This is a genomic window from Thalassobellus citreus (assembly GCF_044385915.1).
GTDB lineage: Bacteria > Bacteroidota > Bacteroidia > Flavobacteriales > Flavobacteriaceae > Thalassobellus > Thalassobellus citreus.
The window spans coordinates 181,295-202,428 of record NZ_JBISCC010000129.1 but is presented as its reverse complement, the minus strand read 5'-3'; the positions used below and the strand labels follow the sequence as shown (position 1 = coordinate 202,428).

At 32.4% G+C, this 21,134-nt stretch carries 18 protein-coding genes; 8 read left to right on the top strand and 10 right to left on the bottom strand.

The window, feature by feature from the left end:
* Nucleotides 1–220: 220 nt before the first annotated feature.
* Complete coding sequence (locus tag ACH5TX_RS16930; protein ID WP_439340675.1) at nt 221–3,511, top strand: S41 family peptidase; 3,291 nt, start codon at nt 221–223, stop codon at nt 3,509–3,511.
* 325 nt (nt 3,512–3,836) lie between these two features.
* Here the strand turns inward: ACH5TX_RS16930 and ACH5TX_RS16925 are convergent, their stop codons facing one another.
* The gene (locus tag ACH5TX_RS16925; RefSeq protein WP_439340674.1) at nt 3,837–4,217 is read right to left on the bottom strand and encodes a winged helix-turn-helix transcriptional regulator; all 381 of its coding nucleotides are present in this window, start codon (nt 4,215–4,217) and stop codon (nt 3,837–3,839) included.
* Nucleotides 4,218–4,419: 202 nt separating this feature from the next.
* Here ACH5TX_RS16925 and ygiD point away from each other — a divergent pair, with 202 nt between their 5' ends.
* Complete coding sequence (gene ygiD / locus ACH5TX_RS16920; protein WP_439340673.1) at nt 4,420–5,253, top strand: 4,5-DOPA-extradiol-dioxygenase; 834 nt, start codon at nt 4,420–4,422, stop codon at nt 5,251–5,253.
* A gap of 323 nt (nt 5,254–5,576) precedes the next feature.
* On the opposite strand, the gene glyA is transcribed toward ygiD, so the two are convergent.
* A complete protein-coding gene (glyA, locus tag ACH5TX_RS16915) occupies nt 5,577–6,848 on the bottom strand; it encodes a serine hydroxymethyltransferase (RefSeq protein ID WP_439340672.1) in 1,272 nt (423 codons plus the stop codon).
* 496 nt (nt 6,849–7,344) lie between these two features.
* On the opposite strand from glyA, the gene ACH5TX_RS16910 reads away from it, so the two are divergent.
* Nucleotides 7,345–8,520: a hypothetical protein gene (locus ACH5TX_RS16910; RefSeq protein ID WP_439340671.1), complete on the top strand. Its 1,176-nt coding sequence runs from the start codon at nt 7,345–7,347 to the stop codon at nt 8,518–8,520.
* A 213-nt stretch (nt 8,521–8,733) separates the two neighbouring features.
* Here the strand turns inward: ACH5TX_RS16910 and ACH5TX_RS16905 are convergent, their stop codons facing one another.
* Nucleotides 8,734–9,162 (bottom strand): hypothetical protein, encoded by a 429-nt coding sequence (locus ACH5TX_RS16905; RefSeq protein WP_439340670.1) that lies wholly within the window; start codon nt 9,160–9,162, stop codon nt 8,734–8,736.
* A gap of 93 nt (nt 9,163–9,255) precedes the next feature.
* On the bottom strand, nt 9,256–9,648 hold the full coding sequence (gene ytxJ, locus ACH5TX_RS16900) for a bacillithiol system redox-active protein YtxJ (RefSeq protein ID WP_439340669.1): 393 nt from the start codon (nt 9,646–9,648) through the stop codon (nt 9,256–9,258).
* Nucleotides 9,649–9,969: 321 nt separating this feature from the next.
* On the opposite strand from ytxJ, the gene clpB reads away from it, so the two are divergent.
* Nucleotides 9,970–12,582 (top strand): ATP-dependent chaperone ClpB, encoded by a 2,613-nt coding sequence (clpB, locus tag ACH5TX_RS16895; protein WP_439340668.1) that lies wholly within the window; start codon nt 9,970–9,972, stop codon nt 12,580–12,582.
* Between the two features lie 354 nt (nt 12,583–12,936).
* A complete protein-coding gene (gene deoC, locus ACH5TX_RS16890) occupies nt 12,937–13,668 on the top strand; it encodes a deoxyribose-phosphate aldolase (protein ID WP_439340667.1) in 732 nt (243 codons plus the stop codon).
* Between the two features lie 82 nt (nt 13,669–13,750).
* Here the strand turns inward: deoC (ACH5TX_RS16890) and ACH5TX_RS16885 are convergent, their stop codons facing one another.
* Entirely contained in the window at nt 13,751–14,404 is a 654-nt protein-coding gene (locus ACH5TX_RS16885) for an OmpW/AlkL family protein (protein WP_439340666.1), read from the bottom strand.
* A gap of 118 nt (nt 14,405–14,522) precedes the next feature.
* Here ACH5TX_RS16885 and deoC (ACH5TX_RS16880) point away from each other — a divergent pair, with 118 nt between their 5' ends.
* Both deoC (ACH5TX_RS16880) and deoD read left to right on the top strand, forming a co-directional pair.
* Nucleotides 14,523–15,191: a deoxyribose-phosphate aldolase gene (gene deoC / locus ACH5TX_RS16880; RefSeq protein ID WP_439340665.1), complete on the top strand. Its 669-nt coding sequence runs from the start codon at nt 14,523–14,525 to the stop codon at nt 15,189–15,191.
* Nucleotides 15,192–15,193: 2 nt separating this feature from the next.
* A complete protein-coding gene (gene deoD, locus ACH5TX_RS16875) occupies nt 15,194–15,892 on the top strand; it encodes a purine-nucleoside phosphorylase (protein WP_439340664.1) in 699 nt (232 codons plus the stop codon).
* Nucleotides 15,893–15,952: 60 nt separating this feature from the next.
* Here the strand turns inward: deoD and ACH5TX_RS16870 are convergent, their stop codons facing one another.
* Genes ACH5TX_RS16870 through ACH5TX_RS16855 form a run of 4 tightly spaced genes read right to left on the bottom strand, consistent with a single transcriptional unit; the run spans nt 15,953 to nt 19,499 of the window.
* A complete protein-coding gene (locus ACH5TX_RS16870) occupies nt 15,953–16,810 on the bottom strand; it encodes a 5-oxoprolinase subunit C family protein (RefSeq protein WP_439340663.1) in 858 nt (285 codons plus the stop codon).
* Nucleotides 16,791–17,540 carry a 5-oxoprolinase subunit PxpB gene (gene pxpB, locus ACH5TX_RS16865; RefSeq protein ID WP_439340662.1) on the bottom strand — a complete coding sequence of 250 codons (750 nt, stop codon included), beginning with the start codon at nt 17,538–17,540 and terminating at the stop codon, nt 16,791–16,793. Before pxpB ends, ACH5TX_RS16870 begins: the two co-directional genes overlap by 20 nt.
* Nucleotides 17,527–18,267, bottom strand: a complete 741-nt coding sequence (pxpA, locus tag ACH5TX_RS16860) for a 5-oxoprolinase subunit PxpA (RefSeq protein WP_439340661.1) — start codon at nt 18,265–18,267, stop codon at nt 17,527–17,529. The genes pxpB and pxpA overlap by 14 nt, the downstream gene beginning before the upstream one ends.
* Nucleotides 18,267–19,499, bottom strand: coding sequence for an Nramp family divalent metal transporter (locus ACH5TX_RS16855; protein ID WP_439340660.1), 1,233 nt, complete (start codon nt 19,497–19,499; stop codon nt 18,267–18,269). Before ACH5TX_RS16855 ends, pxpA begins: the two co-directional genes overlap by 1 nt.
* 601 nt (nt 19,500–20,100) lie before the next feature.
* Between ACH5TX_RS16855 and ACH5TX_RS16850 the strand changes: the two genes are divergently transcribed.
* Entirely contained in the window at nt 20,101–20,355 is a 255-nt protein-coding gene (locus ACH5TX_RS16850) for a hypothetical protein (RefSeq protein WP_439340659.1), read from the top strand.
* Between the two features lie 2 nt (nt 20,356–20,357).
* On the opposite strand, the gene ACH5TX_RS16845 is transcribed toward ACH5TX_RS16850, so the two are convergent.
* On the bottom strand, nt 20,358–21,134 hold the full coding sequence (locus tag ACH5TX_RS16845; RefSeq protein WP_439340842.1) for a YifB family Mg chelatase-like AAA ATPase: 777 nt from the start codon (nt 21,132–21,134) through the stop codon (nt 20,358–20,360).

The following is a 21,134-nucleotide window of genomic DNA, read 5'->3' as shown; positions in this document are numbered from 1 at the left end:
AAAACTTATTTCTGGTTATCGTGATATTAAGTATTGATATGATTCAGAAGTTTTCTATACATTAGCTAAAAAAGCAGTAAAAGCACCTATCAACATTATAAATATCAAAAAAAATATTTAACTTTTTACAACTTTATTTTATCAGAAAAAAACGATAACTTCGTTTAACTCCTTATCTAAAATACTTTCATATTATTATCAATTAAAAAACATCATTATCATGAAAAAATTAATTAATTTTTCTACACTCCTTTACTTCTCCATCTTAATGACAGCTCCACAAGTATTTGGTCAGGAATCGCGATTATTAAGAAGCCCTTCAATAAGTCATAATAAAATTTCATTCATTTATGCAGGAGATATTTGGGTAGCAAATAAAGATGGTTCTGGTGTTAAAAGAATCACAGCCTTTAATGGAGTAGAACTCAATCCGCATTTCTCTCCAAATGGCCAATCAATTGCTTTTACTGGTGAATATGACGGAAATATAGACGTATACGTAGTATCTGTTAATGGTGGCACCCCTAAAAGGTTGACACAGCATCCTGGAGCTGACTTGGTAACGGGATGGTCTAATGATGGAACAAAAATTATTTTCACTTCTGGTCGCAAAAACGCACCTTATGCTGATTTAGATCAGTTATGGGAAGTTTCTGTTGAAGGTAATAACCCAATGCCTTTTGATTTACCAAGAGCGGCTAATGGCAAATTCTCACCCGATGGATTGCAGTTTGTATATGAACAAATCTCCCCTTGGGAAACTGAGTTTAGAAATTACAGAGGAGGACAAAATAATCCCCTACGAATCTTTAATTTAAAAACCTTTGTAACACAGAAATTACCATGGGAGAATAGCAAAGATATAGACCCTGTGTGGATGGGAGACCTAATTTATTTTCTTTCTGATCGAGATTTTGCAATGAATATATGGGCATATAATACCCAAACAAAAGCAGTAAAACAGGTAACCTTCTTTAAAGAATTTGATTGTAAGAATCTGGAAGGCGACGATACTACTCTTATTTTCGAAAATGGAGGTTATTTATACACCTTGGCTAGCGATTCAGATAAGCCTGTTAAACTTACAATTAACGTAACTGGAGATTTTCCATGGACTCGACCTCATTGGAGTAAAATTGAAACGTATATTGAATCTTCCGCTATTTCACCAAATGGGAAACGCATAGCCTTATCAGGAAGAGGTGATATTTTTACAGTTCCTGCAAAAAAAGGAAGCTCAAGAAATATTTCTAATAGTCAGGGTGTCGCAGATAGAGCTGTTGCTTGGTCTCCTGATGGTAAAAACATAAGTTGGTTTTCTGATGAAAGCGGAGAATATCAATTAATCATTGCAGATCAATTTGGAAAAGAGAAAAAAATAATTCCAATCAAGAATCCAACATTCTATTATAAACCTTCTTGGTCTCCTGACTCCAAATACTTAAGTTTTTATAATGAAAACAGAACCTTATGGATTGTTGAGATAAGTACTGGTGAATTCACAGAAATTGATACAGAAGGATTTGCTCATCCTGAACATGTCATTTATGGCGAATGGTCCCCTGACTCTAAATGGCTTACCTATACAAAAAGATTAAGTAATGAATATTCATCCATATTTATATATTCATTAGATCAAAAAAAGTCTTTTCAAATAACAGATGAAATGGCAAATTGCAAAATGCCAGCTTGGGATAAAAGTGGTAAGTATATTTATTTTACGGCAAGTATCGATTATGGTATGAATGTAGGCTGGCTTGACATGTCTTCTTTTGATCATCCTGTTACGAGTTCTATATATATGGCAGTCTTATCAAAAGAAACAGTTTCTCCCCTAGCTCCAGAAAGTGATGATGAAGAGGTAGAAAAAGATAAAGCATCAGAAACCGATAAAAAAAAATCTGGAAAGAGTAAAAATAATGAAGCTGAAGAAAAAGAAGTTGAAAATAAAATAAAACCTGTAAAAATTGATTTCGAAGAATTACAACAACGCATAATAGCCTTGCCAATTCCAGAAAAATCCTATGTTCAATTAGAAGCTGCTAAGGAAGGTGTGATACTTTATTCCGAACAAGTACCAGGAGAAAAAGGACTTTCTTTACATCGATTTACGATAGAAAAAAGAAAATCTGAAAAAGTAGTAGATGGTATCTCTGGATTTGAAATAGCTGCAGAAGGCGAGAAATATCTATATAAAACCAAAAACAACCAATTTGTAATTTCTAAGGTAACCGAAAAGCCTAATCCTGAAAAAGAAAGTTTAGCAATTGCAGAGCTTAAAATAAAAGTTGATCCGATTCTAGAATGGCACCAAATATTTAGAGAAGCATGGAGATACCAGCGTGATTATTTTTATGTAGAAAATGTTCACGGTTTGGATATGGATTGGGCATATAAAACATATTCTCCTTGGATAGATCATGTAAAACATAGGTCTGATCTTAATTATGTGCTTGACATTTTTAGTGGAGAAACCTCTATTGGCCATTCGTTTGTAGGTGGTGGAGATTATCCTGAAGTTAATAAAGTAACTACTGGATTACTAGGAGCCGATTTTATAATTGAAAATGGTAAATATCGTATCAAAAAAATTTACAATGGTGAAAATTGGAATTCTACTGTAAGCGCCCCATTAAGTGGTCCTGGAATTAATATTAAACCTGGCGATTACCTGTTAGCTGTTAATGGTGTTCCGCTTAGTACAACGACCAATCTGTATTCTTATTTTGCTCAAACTGCAAATAAACAGATTACAATTTCTACAAATAGCACACCTGTTTTAAAAAATGCAAAAGAATATACGGTCGTTCCTGTTAGAAGTGAATACAATCTACGTCAACAAGATTGGGTGGAAAATAACAGAAGAAAAGTTAATGCGCTTTCAAATGGTAAACTAGCCTATGTTTGGTTACCAAATACAGCCCAAGATGGCTACAATAATTTCAATCGTTATTATTTCGCCCAAAAAAATAAAAAGGGAGCTATAATTGATGAACGTTTTAATCATGGAGGGTCCATTGCCGATTACATCACAGACTTACTTTCAAGAGAACTTCTTGGTTATTTCAATAACCCTACTGGAAATAAACAGCCCTTCACCGCTCCCAACGCTGGCATTTTTGGACCAAAAGTTATGATTATTAATGAAATGGCCGGGTCAGGTGGAGATATGCTACCTTATATGTTTAAAATGCGAAAAATTGGTCCGTTAGTTGGTACAAAAACTTGGGGAGGTCTTGTTGGAATATGGGATGTCCCAAACCTCATTGATAATGGACACATCACATCACCTCGAGGCGGTTTCTATAATACAAAAGGGAAATGGGATGTCGAGAATATTGGTATCTCCCCTGATATTATGGTAGAACAAGATGCTAAATTAGTGATTGAGGGTCATGATCCTCAATTAGAAAAAGCAGTTGAAGTGGCCTTAGAATTATTAAAAACACAGGAGGTAATATTGTTACCTCAACCTAAAGACCCTATAAGAGTCATAAGACCAAAAAAATAGCAAGCACACAACAATACATATAAAATTATAACGGCTTATAGAACATACTAACCTCTAAACTCACATTATAGATTGAGTAACAGAAAGCCCTCGCCTTGTGCTAATACCCAAAGCAAAAAAAATCCCACATAACGTGGGATTTTTTTATTCAACCTAAACTTATCTCAAATCATCAAAGTTGTCTCCACAAATTAAAGTTAACATCTATTACTTTTTTAAATATAGGAAAGCTTATTTCGCTTTTCTTAACTTGATTTTGTCAGAAATTTTAGCTAACTTCGTTTAACGTATGATATAAAATATTTATGCTGAATTTATTTCAGTATTAAAACGATTTAAAATCAACGTCGTTACCTGCATTAAAGAAAACTAAATCTCTGTGTTCTATTCCCCAGTCAACCATTGCATCTAAAACACTAATAATTTTTTTACCAGAATCAGTTAAAGTATATTCAATTCGTACAGGTGTAGAATCAAACACTGTACGTTTTACAACTCCATTTAACTCCAAGTCTTTTAATTCTTTAGACAACATTCTAGGAGTAATTCTATCTATATTCTCCTGAATATCTTTATATCTTTTCTTTCCATATAGTAAAGAAGCAATGATTGGAAGTTTCCATTTTCCACTAATTACATTTAAGGTATCATTAACTGCCAAAACGTATTTTTTCGGACACTTTTTATGTTCTGCTTTATCATTCATAAATATATTACTATCCTAAAGTATAGCAATATATTTATATAATTAACTATACTTTTTATAGCAAATGTATTAAATTTGTATTAACAAACACAAAAATATACTAACAAAAAAAGCTACTAAAGCTTGAGTATTATTTATCAAAAATATAGTGAATAGAAAAGATTTTATAAAAATAGCCAGTTTAAGTGCAATATCAATCCCTATGATAACATCACTAAAGTCGTTAGAGAAGTTTACAGACAGTCTTCCTAACTCTCAAAAAATGCCTGCTTTCTTCATAGGACACGGTTCTCCTATGAATGCCATTGAAGATAATGAATTTGTAAAGGAAATGAAAGCACAAGGGTTACAATTAAGTAAACCAAAAGCTATAGTAGTAATTTCTGCCCACTGGGAAACCAAAGGAACTTTTGTTACTGCAATGCAAAACCCAAGAACAATACATGATTTCGGTGGTTTTCCAAAGGAGTTATACGAACAGCAATATCCTGCTCCTGGTCACCCAATATTAGCAAAAGAGATATCAAATTTAATTCAACCTAAAGACACTATTGGTTTAGATGAAAAATGGGGTTTAGACCACGGCGCTTGGACTGTAGTAAAACATTTATTTCCTAATGCAGATGTTCCTGTTATTCAATTAAGTATTGATTATACAAAAGGTGCCAGTTATCATTATGAATTAGCCCAACAATTACACCAACTAAGAGATAAAGGGATTTTAATTGTAGGAAGCGGCAATATTGTTCATAATTTAGGTGAAATAGCTTGGAATAAAATGAATGAAAATTATGGCTATGACTGGGCAATTGAAATGAACGAAAAAGTAAAAAAATGTATATTTGAAAGCAATCACCAACCGATAATTGACTTTACAAAACAAGGTAATTCATTTAAATTATCTATTCCAACTGCAGAACATTATTTGCCATTACTTTACACGCTTGGTGTAAAAGAAGATAAAGAAAATGTTTCTTTATTTAATGATCAATATGTAGGCGGATCTTTATCTATGACTTCTGTTAAGATAGGTTAAACAAAAGCAGGTAACAAAGTATAAAATTAATGGATGGTTCTATCCTACTTGGGAAATTTCTATTTACTAAATTAGTTGCTTAAACATGTCAACATTCTCGCGTTAGGGATTGAGCGGTCTGTTTGAAATCCTTTTTGCTTTTTCGCAAAAAGATTGAGTAGCGTAAATATTTATATTCATGAGTTCTTTTAATTAAAAATATTAATCCACGAATAAAGCCTGACCTGGTCCTGAACTTAATTCAGGATAAAGGTAACGCCCAAAAACAAAAAATCCCACTTAATAAAGCGGGATTTTCAATTTAATATATAGTTTATTTTAGTTTATACAAACAATGGTTTTCCTGCCATCATTGCATTTACTTTTGTTTTAACAGCTTCTAAAACAGCTTCATCTTCAAAGTTATTAATAACCTCATCAATTAAATTAACTATCTCTGCCATATCAGTTTCTTTTAAACCTCTTGTTGTAATGGCTGCAGCACCAATTCTTATTCCAGAAGTTACAAATGGTGATTTATCATCAAAAGGCACCATGTTTTTGTTTACAGTAATATCGGCTTTTACTAAAGCTTGTTCTGCATCTTTACCAGATACATTTTTATTACGTAAATCGATTAACATACAGTGGTTATCGGTTCCTCCAGAAATAATGTTATAATCTTTAGCAACTAATGCTTTAGCTAAGGCTGATGCGTTTTCTTTTACTTGTAATTGGTAATGTAAAAAATCATCGGTTAATGCTTCACCAAAAGCAATCGCTTTAGCTGCAATAATATGTTCTAATGGTCCTCCTTGATTTCCTGGGAAAACTGCAGAATCTAATAAAGATGACATTTTACGTAAGTTTCCGTTTTTAAGTGTAATTCCGAAAGGGTTTTCAAAATCTTTCCCCATCATAATCATACCACCTCTAGGACCTCTTAAAGTCTTGTGAGTTGTTGTTGTAACAATATGACAATGTGGAAGCGGATCGTTTAAAATACCTTTTGCAATTAATCCTGCTGGATGCGATATATCGGCCATTAAAATAGCACCAACGCTATCTGCAATAATTCTGAAACGTTCAAAATCGATATCACGAGAATAAGCAGAAGCACCAGCAATTATTAATTTTGGTTGCTCTTTAGTTGCTATCTCTTGTATTTTATCATAATTTAAAACACCTGTTTCCTGCTCTACGCCGTAAAATACAGGATTGTAAAGTTTACCAGAAAAGTTTACTGGCGATCCGTGTGTTAAATGCCCACCGTGAGACAAATCGAATCCTAATATTTTATCACCAGGCTTTAAACAAGCGTGATACACAGCTGTGTTTGCTTGACTTCCAGAGTGTGGTTGTACATTTACATAAGCAGCTCCAAACAATGCTTTTGCTCTATCTATAGCAATTTGCTCTACTTCATCTACCACTTCGCATCCACCATAATAACGTTTACCTGGGTAACCTTCGGCGTATTTGTTTGTAAGTACCGATCCGGCAGCTTCCATAACTTGTTCGCTTACAAAATTCTCTGAAGCAATCAATTCAATTCCATGTAATTGGCGCTCTTTTTCAGCTTGTATAAGTTCAAAAATTTGTTCGTCGCGTTGCATATAAAATATTGTTCTAGTTAAATATTCGGCAAAAATAACAAATAGATTATTCAAATTCGTTAAAAAAGATTTATTTACCTCTAAGTTTTCAACGATTTTGTTAACGTTTGAAAGAATTCTATTTTTTAGGCTTTTTCATTATTAAAATGAATAACGACAATCTACTTTAATTCATTATTGATAATGACACTATTATCTGTGGTTTTAATGAAAAGATGCTTCTCGATTAAACATTCTTTAAATTAACATAAAACCCGTTTCTTTTTAAACTAAAAAAGTAAGATTTTAATCCTTTCTAATAGATTTTAACTAATCATTTAATTAGATTTACTTCTCCCATACCTATGGATTTTATATTTTGGCACCACTTTTGGAATAGTAGACCAATAACCAAATATTTGACCTATGAAATGAGCCTCTATAATCTTTGATACCCATCAAAATACTTAAAGGCGAATGACATCTGACAGTTAAAAAACAATAAAAACCCTAACAGATGAAAAAATTATTACTTTCTACAATAATAGCCATTTCAATAATTGCTTGTAGCACGAGCAAACAAATTGAAAAATCGCTTAGCTACGGTAATTACGACCAAGCTATTACTGATGCCATTAGTAAATTACGAACTAATAAAAACAAAAAAGGAAAAGCAGATTTTATTATCATGCTTCAAGAGGCTTTTAATAAAGCTAGTGAACGCGATTTAAATGACATAAATTTTCTAAAAAAAGATAATAACCCTGAAAATTATATACGTATTTACGACAAGTTTGTTGGTTTAAGTAATAGACAAGAACGCATTAAACCATTATTACCTTTATATGTAAATGGAAAAAATATTGATTTCAATTTAAAAAATTATGACAATCAAATTATAGACTATAAAAACAATGCTTCAGAGCATATTTATGTAAATGCTACTGCCCTTTTAAATTCTAATAAAAAATTAGATTTCAGAATGGCTTATGATGAATTAAAGGAAATTGAAAACATAAACCCAAACTATAAAGATGTGCGTCAACTTATGGATGTTGCTCATAATAAAGGGACCGATTTTGTTTTGGTTGATATGATTAATGATACCCGAAAAATAATTCCGGAAAGACTAGAAGATGATTTATTGAATTTTAGTAACTACGGACTTAATAATTTTTGGTGGGTATATCACGGTACTCCTGTAGATAAAATTGATTATGATTATTACATGCGTGTTAATTTAAGAGGCATTAATATTTCACCAGAACAAATTAAAGAGCGTGAAATTATAAAAGAGAAACAAATTGTTGATGGATGGCAATATTTAGTTGGAAAAGATGGTAAAGAAGTTAAAGACAGTCTTGGCAACAGTATTAAAGTAGATAAAATGAAAACTGTGAGATGCAGATATTACGAATCCAAACAGTTTAAATCTACACAAATTACAGGTAATGTAGAATATGTAAATACAAAAACTAATCAGTTAATTGATGCTTTCCCAATTAGTAGCGAGTTTGTTTTTGAACATATTTATGCAACTTCTAGAGGCGATCGTCGTGCTTTAGATAATAGCTTATTGCACTTTTTAGAAAGACGTGCTGTTCCTTTTCCTTCGGAAGAACAAATGATTTACGACACAGGTGAAGATTTAAAACTTCAGCTTAAGAATATTATTAATTCCTATGCGCTATAAAAAACAAAAACTCCCAAATTATTTTGGGAGTTTTTGCTTTTAAATACATTACTTAATGGTTCTCTTTATGTGATTTCTCCTTGCGTCGAAATGACTCGTAAATATTAAATATATGTTATTTGTCATGTCGAAATGAGGTACGATTGAGACATCGCATATCATTCTTAAACAAAACCTAAGCATTTTATATGATTTCACCTGTAGTAAAACACCTTACAAATACATTTGAAAAATTCTATCCTCAACTAATAACATAACAGGTTCTTGATTATGTGGTATATCAAACTTAAAAGTCTTTTTTAAAGTTTTAAAAGCTTTTAGTTTAATTTTTGTTTTTGATAATGGCGTAGAAAACTCAATAGGATATCGATTCTTAAAACGGTCTAGCGCGTATATTTCATTCAGATTTAAAATAATGGTTGATTTTCCTGTATTCCTTATTTTAAATTTAAGTTCTGTATACGGATTCGTATTACCTGTTGGCAACATACTATTATTACTTATAACTCCCTTTGAATACGCATCTACTTTTTTTACAAAAACAACCTCTAAGTTCTTAAAATCTGGATTTTGACTAAATGAATAGTGCATAGAAAACAAACAGATTATCACTACATAAGTTCTATTTAATATTTGATGCATATATATTTAATTTTTCTTTTATTAATAACGCTTAATCACCTTTACTCCATCTTCAGAAGTTATTTATCTAAAATATTCGAAATTATTTTTACCCTAAGAAACAAATTTGCTTAAATCAATCTCGTTAATACTACCATGTGAAGCATGCGTAACTACAACACCATTTTTTATAATTAATAATTGAGGCGACTCATGCATTACTTGAAATTTAGCAGCAATTTCATTAGAAACCTCTCTGTAATTCAATAAATCTAAGTAGTATAAATCTAAGTCGTTCTCTGTTAAATTATAAGCTTCAACAAACTGGCTCATCACCATTCTACTAATTCCGCATCGTGTAGAATGTTTAAAAAGAACCTGAGTTTTAGTACTCGATTTTTCTTTAATATCATCTAATTGATGTAGCGTATTTAAAGCTATCCAAGGCAATACCTTTTCTTCTTTCTTTTCGGCAGTTCCTCCAAATATTTTATTTATTAATCCCATGTTTACTTCTTTATTTTTTTATGGCGTTACCTTTATCCTGAATTAAGTTCAGGAACAGGTCGGGCTTTCTGTTACAAGTCCTCGCTCGTACCTCGCTGTGGGCTTTTCACGGCAATCCCTAACGCACCACTGTTATGTTATAATAAGTCGAAACACTTTTTAAAGCTTACAAACCGACATAAAGTCATTAAAAACAAGACTTTAACTGACGTTTTGTCTCTCAAAAACCATTGGTAAGGTTATTGACTTATAGATTTTGTAAAAATAAATTAATAATAACTAGATTCCCTCCTACTAGGGAAAGAAAAAATAAATATACAAATGAACTTAAATAATTATACCATAAAATCGCAAGAAGCCATACAGCAAGCACAGCAAATTGCTCAAGGTTTTGGTCATCAACAAATAGAAAACGAACATATTTTTAAAGGTATCTTTGAAGTTGATGAAAACGTACTCCCATTCATTCTTAAAAAACTGAATGTAAACATTGCCATTCTTAAACAAGCGCTAGACAAACAACTAGAAAGCTTCTCTAAAGTTTCTGGCAGCGAACTTATGCTATCTCGTGAAGCAGGAAAAACACTTAATGAAGCGGCTATCATTGCAAAAAAAATGAAAGACGACTATGTGTCTATCGAACATTTAATACTAGCAGTTTTTAAATCAAAAAGCAAAATAGCTCAGATGTTAAAAGATCAAAGCATCACCGAAAAAACACTTAAAGCTGCTATTGACGAATTACGTAAAGGTGAAAATGTAACCTCTCAAAGTCAAGAAGAAACATATAATTCGCTTAACAAATATGCTAAAAACTTAAATCAGTTAGCTAAAGATGGTAAACTCGACCCTGTTATTGGTCGCGATGAAGAAATTCGTAGAATACTGCAAATATTATCGCGTAGAACCAAAAACAATCCCATTCTTGTTGGAGAACCTGGCACTGGTAAAACTGCTATTGCAGAAGGTTTAGCGCACAGAATTGTAGATGGCGACATACCTGAAAATTTAAAAGAAAAGCAAATTTTTGCACTCGATATGGGAGCGCTTATTGCTGGGGCAAAATACAAAGGAGAATTTGAAGAACGCCTAAAAGCCGTGATTAAAGAAGTTACCGATAGCGAAGGAGATATTGTGCTGTTTATTGATGAAATACACACGCTTGTTGGTGCTGGTGGCGGACAAGGAGCCATGGATGCTGCCAATATTTTAAAACCCGCTTTAGCCCGTGGCGAATTACGTGCTATTGGAGCAACCACTTTAGATGAATACCAAAAATATTTTGAAAAAGACAAAGCTTTAGAACGTCGTTTTCAAAAAGTAATGGTAGATGAACCAGATACCGAAAGCGCCATTTCTATACTTCGTGGTATTAAAGAAAAATACGAAACCCATCATAAAGTTCGTATTAAAGACGAAGCTATTATTGGTGCGGTAGAATTATCGACTCGATACATTACAAACCGTTTTTTACCAGATAAGGCTATTGACTTAATGGACGAAGCTGCTTCTAAACTACGCATGGAAATAAATTCTAAACCAGAAGAATTAGATGTACTGGATAGAAAAATCATGCAGTTAGAAATTGAAATTGAAGCTATTAAACGTGAAAAAGATGAAACGAAATTAAAATCGCTTCGTTCAGATTTAGCCAATATCAAAGAAACCAGAAATGCGCTTAATGCTAAATGGAAATCTGAAAAAGAAGTTGTTGAAAATATTCAAAACACAAAACAAGATATTGAAAACCTCAAGTTAGAAGCAGAAAAAGCCGAACGTGAAGGTGATTACGGTAAAGTTGCCGAATTACGTTATGGAAAAATAAAAGAAGCTCAAGAAGCCCTTGAAGCCTATCAAACAACACTTTCTAATCAACAAGCTAATAGTGATAGTTTAATAAAGGAGGAAGTTACTTATGATGATATAGCTGAAGTTGTTGCAAAATGGACAGGTATTCCTGTGACTAAAATGATTCAAAGTGAACGCGAAAAACTTTTAAAACTTGAAGATCAATTACACAAACGTGTGGTAGGTCAAGAAGAAGCTATTGAAGCTGTTAGTGATGCTGTAAGAAGAAGTCGTGCAGGTTTACAAAATCCGCAAAAACCTATAGGAACCTTCTTGTTTTTAGGAACTACTGGAGTTGGAAAAACCGAACTTGCAAAAGCTTTAGCAGAGTATTTATTTGATGATGAAAGCGCCATGACACGTATTGATATGAGCGAATATCAAGAACGTCATGCTGTAAGTCGATTAGTAGGAGCACCTCCAGGATATGTAGGCTATGATGAAGGCGGACAACTAACAGAAGCAGTGAGACGTAAACCTTATTCTGTTGTTCTTTTAGATGAAATTGAAAAAGCACATCCTGATACGTTTAACATTCTATTACAAGTATTAGACGAAGGTCATTTAACAGATAACAAAGGGCGTATTGCCGACTTTAAAAACACCATCATCATCATGACTTCTAACATAGGAAGTAGCATTATTCAAGAACGTTTTGAAGCCACTAAAGATATAGATTCAGCCATTGAAGTTGCAAAAGTTGACGTATTAGGCTTATTAAAACAAAGTGTAAGACCTGAGTTTTTAAACCGTATAGATGATACTATTATGTTTACACCTTTAAACAAAGAAAACATAACAGCTATTGTTGGTTTACAACTAAAAGGCATCACTAAAATGATTGGAGAACAAGGCATTACATTTGATGCCACACCAGATGCTATTACCTATTTAGCAGATAAAGGTTATAATCCAGAATACGGCGCACGCCCTGTAAAACGTGTGATACAAAAAGAAGTCTTAAACGCCTTAAGCAAAGAAATTCTTGTTGGCAAAGTAACAACAGATAGTATTATTCTATTAGATGCCTTTGATGATAAACTCGTTTTTAGAAATCAAAGTGACTTAGTTACAGAAGCTTTATAAAATTTAGTAGACATTATTTGTAACAAATTGCGTTATAAATAGTCTATTAGTTGGTTGGTTAGTGAAAAGCAACATGAATCTTGTAATGAGGTGATTGTTGCTTTTTTTTATTAAAAAAAAAGACAACCATACAACAACTTATATTAGTAATAAAACTAACACATTAGGCTTCTTAAAATACAGTTTATCGATAAACAATGATACCGTTCGTCTAATATTTTAAGTTTTATACAACCCAAAAAATATAAATTTATAAATTAGCTACAATGTAAGTCCCCAAAACTACATGCAATAAAAAATTTATAAATTAAACTTATTAATAGCAAATAAGTCCTTAAAAACCTACTTAAAAATATGGACATATCTAAGTACATAGAGTTCTCCCTATTAAAACCAACCACAACTGAACGAGAAATTATTAATTTATGCAATCAAGCCATTAAAAACAACTTTTATTCTGTTTGCGTTAATAGCTCTTATGTTTCACTTTCAAAACAACTTTTAGAAAAAACAGATATTAATGTATCTGCGGTTATTGGTTTTCCATTAGGAGCCATGTCTACAACATCAAAAGTTTTCGAAGCAAAAAAAGCCATAGAAAATGGAGCTAGCGAAATTGAAATGGTAATAAACCTTGGTTTTCTTAAAAGCAAAAACTATGTATCTGTATTAAAAGATATTAGTGATGTAAAATTAGCCATTGGAAGAATTCCTTTAAAAGTCATTATAGAAATTTCAGAATTAAGTAAAAATGAAATCATTAAAGCTTGTGAAATTTCTTTAGATGCTAAAGCTGACTACATAAGCACATCTACTGGGTATTCTAAAAACGGAGCTACTTTAACTGCTGTGAAAATTATTAAGAAAACCATTGAAAATAATTGTAAAATAAAAGCTTATGGTAGTATTAACGACTTAGAAACAGCTTTAAAATTCATTGAATCTGGAGCTGATATCATTGGATCTACAACACCTATAAAAGATTTAACCAAAATTAAAATTACTAAAAGCACCCAACTATACAAAAAGTATTTAGAAGCTCAAAAAAAGAATGAAATGGCATTAGCTGCTAAACTAAAACATTAAAAGAAAATTTAATAAATCAAAAAAAGGCTGAGTAAATCAATTGATTTCCCCAGCCTTTTATTAAAAAAAAAGTTTCCGCTAATTAAAACTTCATTCCAAATCCAATACCAGCTATAAAAGGATTAATATCTACATCGGCATCAACCGTTGCTCCTAAAGCTGTAGAAGCATTAACAGTAGCTGTTGTATTTAACCATAAATACTTTGCATCTAAATTAATAAACCACTTATCATTTATAAAAATATCAAAACCTAATTGCACATCAAAACCTAAACTACTATCGTAGTCTACAGCATCTGCTACAGGTCCTTCATCTGCACCGTAAAATAAGGTATAATTTACACCTGCTCCAATATACGGACGAACCACTTCGCCATCAAGATGATATTGCAATGTTAATGTTGGTGGTAACAACCAAACATCTCCTAATGGAATATCTCCTACAGCTGTAGAAACAGCTTTAACATCATGATTTGATGTTCCTAAAATTAATTCTGCTGCAATATTCTTTGTAAAGAAATAAGTAAAATCTAATTCTGGAATATAAGCATTAGAAATTTGAACATCGCCTCCAATAGCTTCAATAGTTGCTGATTCGTTAGGTACAATTGCAAGACCTCTTAAACGTACTTGCCATTTACTAAAATTTGTTTCATTTGCTGAAACATCTTCTTGTGCATTAACCGAAGTAAACGCTAAACACAGCGTTAAAGCTGTAAAAATAATTTTTTTCATTCTTTTATAGTTAAATTAGTATTAAGCAAAACTATTTTTTAAATAACATACAAAAGCTAACAAAAGTCATATTTCAAACAGAAAATAACCTTATATTTATCCATAATTTTTTATCAAAATGAAGCTTATAAACAAATACATAGACCACACCTTACTAAAGGCTATTGCTACAAAAAATGATATCGAACAACTTTGTAACGAAGCCAAAGAATATCAATTTTATTCTGTATGTATCAACAGCTGTTATGTAGCTTTTGCTAAACAATTATTAAAAGACACCAATATAAAAGTATGTAGTGTTATTGGTTTTCCGTTAGGAGCCATGAGTACACAAGCCAAAGTTGCTGAAGCAAAACAAGCCATATTAGATGGTGCTGATGAAATAGATATGGTAATAAACGTTGGCCTGTTAAAAAGCAAAGATTTTGATGCCGTTTGGAAAGATATTGAAGCGGTTAAAAATAGCATGAGACATCATACTTTAAAAGTTATTTTAGAAACCTGTTATCTTGAAGAACTTGAAATTATAAAAGCTAGTGAATTAGCAATACAAAGTGGAGCCGATTTTATAAAAACTTCTACGGGTTTTGGTACTGGTGGCGCAACCATTCATGATGTAAAACTTATGAAACATATTGCTAAAAATGAAGCAAAAATAAAAGCTTCAGGTGGTGTGAAAGATTTAAAAACAGCACTAGAATATATTAACTTAGGCGTAGACCGCATTGGTACGTCTTCTGGAATTGCTATTGTTTCAGGAAATAAATCTTTAGAAAAAGAATATTAATTATGAGCGTACATATAGAAGCTAAAAAAGGAGATGTAGCAGAAACCATCTTATTACCTGGAGATCCGTTAAGAGCAAAATGGATTGCTGAAACTTTTTTTGAAAACCCTGTTTGTTTCAATAAAGTAAGAGGTATGTATGGTTATACTGGCACTTATAAAGGCAAACCTGTTTCTGTAATGGGAACCGGTATGGGTGTACCAAGTATTTCAATTTATGCACATGAGCTTATAACTGAATACGGTGTAAAAAATTTAATTCGTGTTGGTAGCGCAGGTTCTTATCAAAAACATATTGAAATTAGAGACATTGTTTTAGCTATGGCAGCATCTTCAAATTCTGGCGTTAATGAACTTCGTTTTGGAGGTGCCGATTATGCGCCTACTGCAAATTTTGAACTCTTCCAAAAAGCTGTTGATGCAGCAAAAACAAAAAATATTCCAATAAAAGCTGGTAATATTTTTACTTCGGATGAATTTTATGCAGATGATTTTGAATCGTACAAAAAATGGTCAAAATTCGGAGTGCTTTGTGTTGAAATGGAAACCGCTGGTTTATATACTGTCGCTGCTAAACATCATGTAAACGCTTTAAGTATATTAACAATTTCTGATTCTTTAGTAACAGGAGAAAGAACCACAAGTAAAGAAAGAGAAACCACCTTTAAAGACATGATTGAAATTGCTTTAGAATTAGCATAATATTTCAAATTCCTGAGTCATTTCGAACGCATGTGAGAAATCGCATAAAGTATTTCTAAATCAAACCAACTCAAACAAAACAGATTGTCCTGTATATTTTTGAGACAACACATTAATTGCCGATTCTTTTAATTGAAGTACTCTAGGATAACCACCTGTAGTTTGGCAATCTCGCATTAAAACAATCAATTTTCCCGAAGGTGTTAATTGTACGGTTCCTGGTAATACGGGAGATGTAATTATTGGTTTTAAATCGTTTTCTAGAACAGCTTCTAATTGATATGCCATTCTATTATTATTTTTTGAAATACTATAAGCTTTAGAAAACAATTCTTTTTGCTGCTCTTGAGAAAGCAAATCAAATTCGGGACCTTTAAAAACTTCAATAATATTAGAATCAAAATGTGAAGCGCTTACTTTTATTGCGGCATTTGCAGCATTAGCTAACACTATTTTTTCTTCAAAATCTAATTCGTCATCTTTAGACAGCATAAACCGATCTGTAATGCCTTTATACATACTTTGACTCTGCATTACTTTTTCGGTCTTGAAACCTCCCGAAATAGCCAAATAAGACCTAAATCCGCTATTTAACTTACCAAACGACAATACATCGCCACTTTTAACTGATATTGCTTTATTAAGCTTTATAGATAATTTATTTAGTTGCGGAGATATATCGGCTCCCGAAATACAAATAGTCGTTGCTTTAAAAAACTGAAGTGTTGGCCCCGTCATAGTAATTTCAATAACAGCTGAATTAACATCATTGTCAAGTAAACTATTAGTCATAGATGCCGAAAGCACATCCATAACTCCAGAATACGGCACACCATATTCTTGATACCCAAAACGACCCAAATCTTGAATGCTAGAATAAAATCCTGCTTTTAAAACCTTAACCATCGATGCGTTCATTTTCTAATTGATAAACACCTGCTTCAACTAATATTTTAATATCGTTATATGTTTTTAACGAAACCGATTTAAAAATAATCTTATCACCAGCTTTAGCAAAACAAGGTGATTCTAATTTCGGATTAAAAAATTCAACAGGGGTGTTTCCAATAATATTCCAACCACCAGGACTCGCATTTGGATACACACCCGTTTGCTGTCCACCAATAGCAATTGCACCTTTTTCAATTTGTAATCTTGGTGTCGATTTTCGAGGCATATGAAGCGATTCATCTAAACCTCCTAAATATAAAAACCCAGGTAAAAAACCAATAAAAAATACGGTATAAACAGCCTCAGAATGACGCTTAATTATAGCATCTTTTGAAAGCTTCTTTTCAACAGCAATAGCATCTAAATCTACCCCAAAAACAGGATCATAGCACACAGGGATTACCCACGATTTTGACACTATGTCATGTTCTAAATCACGAGATTTATATATGTTTTTCAGCAAATCTACCTCGTTTTCAAAATTCCTACAAACACCACTATAAATAATTAACAACGAGTTGTATGCAGTTTTTACCTCAACAATAGATTCAACACAAAAACTATTAATACAATCTTTAAACCGAATAATATCTTGTAGAATAGTTTCATCAATAAGTGCTGGCCATTCTATTAAAATTGAGCGTTCTCCAAACGGTTTATATGAAAGATTAAAAGCCACTGATTTATCTAATTTCAACACCTTGTTTTTCTAAATTAATTCGCAACTTTTTAAGCAATGCTACAGCATTAAAATTATCACCATGAATACAAAATGTTTCGGCTTTTATTGAAACATTTTTACCCGTTACAGCAGTAACATTTTCATTTAAAATCATACCATAAACATGATTAAACATCACATCGGTATCATGTATTAAAGCTTCTTTTTTTGTTCTTGAAACCAAAGATAAATCGGCATTATAATTTCTATCTGCAAAAGCTTCATAAACAATGGGAATGTTATTTTCAATCGCTAATTTGGCAATTACCGATTGAAAAGGCACATATAATTTTATAGGTTCTACAAAACTTTTCATTACCTCTATAATAACTAAAGCAGCCTTTTTATCTTCAGCCGCCAAATTATAAAGCGCTCCATGCGGTTTTACATGATGCAAGGTTATATGCTCATTCCTAAGAATACTTTGTAAATCTTCTATTTGCCCCTTTAACGAAGCAAACAACGCAGCACAAGACATATCTATCTTTACCCTACCAAAGTTTTCTCTATCTGGAAACGAAGGATGTGCGCCTATTTTAACACGGTGCTGTTTTGCTAATTTAACCACAGAATACATGGTTTCTGCATCTCCTGCATGACCGCCACAGGCAATATTACAAGACGAAACCAAAGGCAATAACTGAGGTTCGTTACCCATGCCCTCGCCAACATCAACATTTATGTCTATCGAAAAATTATTCACTAAAACAAATTTAAGCTAAACACTTTATTTAATGTTGCTACAGAGAGTAATATACTAATTCCTAGTATTAAAACACCAACAATGTTTTGTTTCATATTGTTTTTATAGCTTCCTAAAACAGATTCTTTATTCATAATCCAAATTAAAAACCCTGCAATTATAGGCAACAAAATACCATTGGTTATTTGAGCAAACTTTATAATCTCGATAGATTTTATTCCAGATGAAGACGAAACAACCCCAATAAACAAAATAAGCATCCAAACCATTCTAAACTTTTTAGAACGCATATTTGTACTCCAACCTAAACAACCACTAGCTACAAAGGCCGCAGCCAAAGGCGCTGTAATGGCACTAGTAATTCCTGCGGCAAACAAACCAATAGCTAAAAAGTACTTTGCAAAACTACCGAATAAAGGCTCTAAACCTTTCGCTAAATCAGATGCATTGCTAATATCATGAGCTTGAATGGATGCTGCTGAAATAATGATACACATAGATACCAAACCACCTAAAACAATTGCAATTACAGTATCTTTTCTAGCGTATTTTAAATCACGCTTATCATGCCACTTCTCTTTTACTAAAGAGGCATGCAAAAACAAATTATAAGGCACCACTGTTGTGCCTATTAAACCTATAACGGTTAAGATACTATCTTTTGGAAATTTAGGGATAAACGCGCCTTTTAGAATACTAGAAAGACTTGGTTGCGTTATTATTGCCGTTACCAAAAAGGCAACACTCATTAAAATAACGAGGCTTACCAATACTTTTTCTAACACTTTATAATTACCAATATAAAGCAAAATAAACGCAACAACACCTATAACAATGCTTAAAACATTAATAGAAACACCTGCAATAGTCACATTAGGGTTCCCAACAATAGTCTCTAACCCCAAAACACCACCGCTAATATTTCCTGCTTCGTAAGCCGCATTACCAACAACAATGGCCGATAATATTAATACAATAGCTAAGGTTTTTAAAACAGGATTTTTAACCTCACTTCTTATAATTTCCGATAAACCTTTTTGCGAAATAACACCCAAACGCGCCGCCATTTCTTGCAAAACTACCGTTGCTACTATAGACAACACCATAGCCCACAACAACGCAAAACCAAAAGAAACACCCGAAAGCGTGCAAACCGTTACCGTTCCTGGACCAATAAAAGCAGCTGCCACCAAAGGTCCTGGGCCTATATTTTTAAACCAATTCTTAATCATTTATTAAGTGTGTTTGTAAAAAAACCAATTTCGTGTGCTAAATATACACAATGAGCATTTAAAATGATTTCTTTTATAAACTAAGACAGGATTTTAAGCTATTACCCTTAAAACATATTCAAAAATAAAGGTTTAAAGAATTATTAATCACAAAAAAATAGGAATGAAAACAACTTACATTTTTTGGGCGTTACCTTTATCCTGAATTAATTTCAGGCTAAAGGTCGGGCTTGCACTACTCGCTCCCTCCTATGTCGGGGAGCTCAAACAGACCGTTTAATCCCTAACGCGCTTATCTGCCAAATACAGTTTTAAATTAGTGAGCTTGGTTACTAATGTGCTTATTAAAAACGGATTATTCTTAACCATAAAGGATTGGATATTATAAAAAAAACACAAACTTATCAACAATACATCTATATATAAAGTATCATGTTGTATATATGTTAGTAATATTTATAATATCAATGTCACCAAATTTCATATATAAACATATACAAAAGTATCATTATATATAAACCTTAAAACTTACTGTTAACAACCTTATTACCATCATAGTACCTTTTAAAATATCTTTGTAATTATAAAAAACTAGATAATTATGAATGTTTTAGATAAAATTGAAAGAAAACTAACTACCCACGAATACATTGTTAGCAATAAGAGATATAGTCCATCTATTGGAGTTTATGATAGAGGTACTACTCATACTTGTACAATTATTGTTGATCATATTCTAGACAGAATGAAAAATAAGGTTTATACTATAGAAAGACATATAAGCCTTAATTCTAATTATTTTACTTTAGAAATTTTTGATTACAATTTAGGCTATTGTATATATTATGATTATTAAACCTAACCCAACCACCCCTCACGATCCAAACTTCTGTATTGAATCGCTTCACTAATATGTGAGCCATTAACAGCTTCTACGCCTTCTAAATCGGCTATCGTTCTAGATACTTTAAGTATTCTATCATAAGCACGCGCCGATAAATTTAAGCGTTCCATAGCCGTTTTTAAAAGCTGTTTAGATGCTTCATCTAAAGCGCAATGCTTTCTTATTTGCTTTACATTCATTTGTGCATTATAATGCACGGTATCAGAATCTTCAAAACGTTTCGTTTGTATTTCTCTGGCTTTGGTTACTCGTTTTCTTATTTCTACAGAGGTTTCGCTTTTTCGTTCATCTGATAGTTTTTCAAAAGGCACAGGCGTTACTTCAATATGAATATCGATTCTGTCTAACAACGGACCAGAAACTTTACTTAAATAACGTTGCATTTCGGCAGGACTTGAAGTTACAGGTGCATTCGGATCGTTAAAATAACCACCAGGACTCGGATTCATACTCGCCACCAACATAAACGATGATGGATACGTCACTGTAAACTTCGCTCTTGAAATGGTAACTTCTCTATCTTCTAAAGGTTGACGCATCACTTCTAAAACTTCACGCTTAAATTCGGGCAATTCATCTAAGAACAAAACGCCATTATGCGATAAAGATATTTCTCCAGGTTGCGGATAACTCCCACCACCAACAAGTGCAACGTTAGAGATATTATATAATGAGGGGGTAAAAATATTTTTATATATACAATTGATTATTAGCTTCTTTACAATAAAGAT

Excerpts from the sequence above, each read along its gene's own strand:
- ACH5TX_RS16905 (WP_439340670.1), bottom strand. The coding sequence starts at position 9,162 with ATGCATCAAATATTAAATAGAACTTATGTAGTGATAATCTGTTTGTTT.
- deoC (WP_439340667.1), top strand. The coding sequence starts at position 12,937 with ATGGACATATCTAAGTACATAGAGTTCTCCCTATTAAAACCAACCACA.
- ACH5TX_RS16885 (WP_439340666.1), bottom strand. The coding sequence starts at position 14,404 with ATGAAAAAAATTATTTTTACAGCTTTAACGCTGTGTTTAGCGTTTACT.
- ACH5TX_RS16855 (WP_439340660.1), bottom strand. The coding sequence starts at position 19,499 with ATGATTAAGAATTGGTTTAAAAATATAGGCCCAGGACCTTTGGTGGCA.
- ACH5TX_RS16850 (WP_439340659.1), top strand. The coding sequence starts at position 20,101 with ATGAATGTTTTAGATAAAATTGAAAGAAAACTAACTACCCACGAATAC.
- ACH5TX_RS16910 (WP_439340671.1), top strand. The coding sequence starts at position 7,345 with ATGAAAAAATTATTACTTTCTACAATAATAGCCATTTCAATAATTGCT.
- ytxJ (WP_439340669.1), bottom strand. The coding sequence starts at position 9,648 with ATGGGATTAATAAATAAAATATTTGGAGGAACTGCCGAAAAGAAAGAA.
- ACH5TX_RS16870 (WP_439340663.1), bottom strand. The coding sequence starts at position 16,810 with ATGAACGCATCGATGGTTAAGGTTTTAAAAGCAGGATTTTATTCTAGC.
- ACH5TX_RS16930 (WP_439340675.1), top strand. The coding sequence starts at position 221 with ATGAAAAAATTAATTAATTTTTCTACACTCCTTTACTTCTCCATCTTA.
- ACH5TX_RS16925 (WP_439340674.1), bottom strand. The coding sequence starts at position 4,217 with ATGAATGATAAAGCAGAACATAAAAAGTGTCCGAAAAAATACGTTTTG.
- ygiD (WP_439340673.1), top strand. The coding sequence starts at position 4,420 with ATGATAACATCACTAAAGTCGTTAGAGAAGTTTACAGACAGTCTTCCT.
- deoD (WP_439340664.1), top strand. The coding sequence starts at position 15,194 with ATGAGCGTACATATAGAAGCTAAAAAAGGAGATGTAGCAGAAACCATC.
- glyA (WP_439340672.1), bottom strand. The coding sequence starts at position 6,848 with ATGCAACGCGACGAACAAATTTTTGAACTTATACAAGCTGAAAAAGAG.
- deoC (WP_439340665.1), top strand. The coding sequence starts at position 14,523 with ATGAAGCTTATAAACAAATACATAGACCACACCTTACTAAAGGCTATT.
- clpB (WP_439340668.1), top strand. The coding sequence starts at position 9,970 with ATGAACTTAAATAATTATACCATAAAATCGCAAGAAGCCATACAGCAA.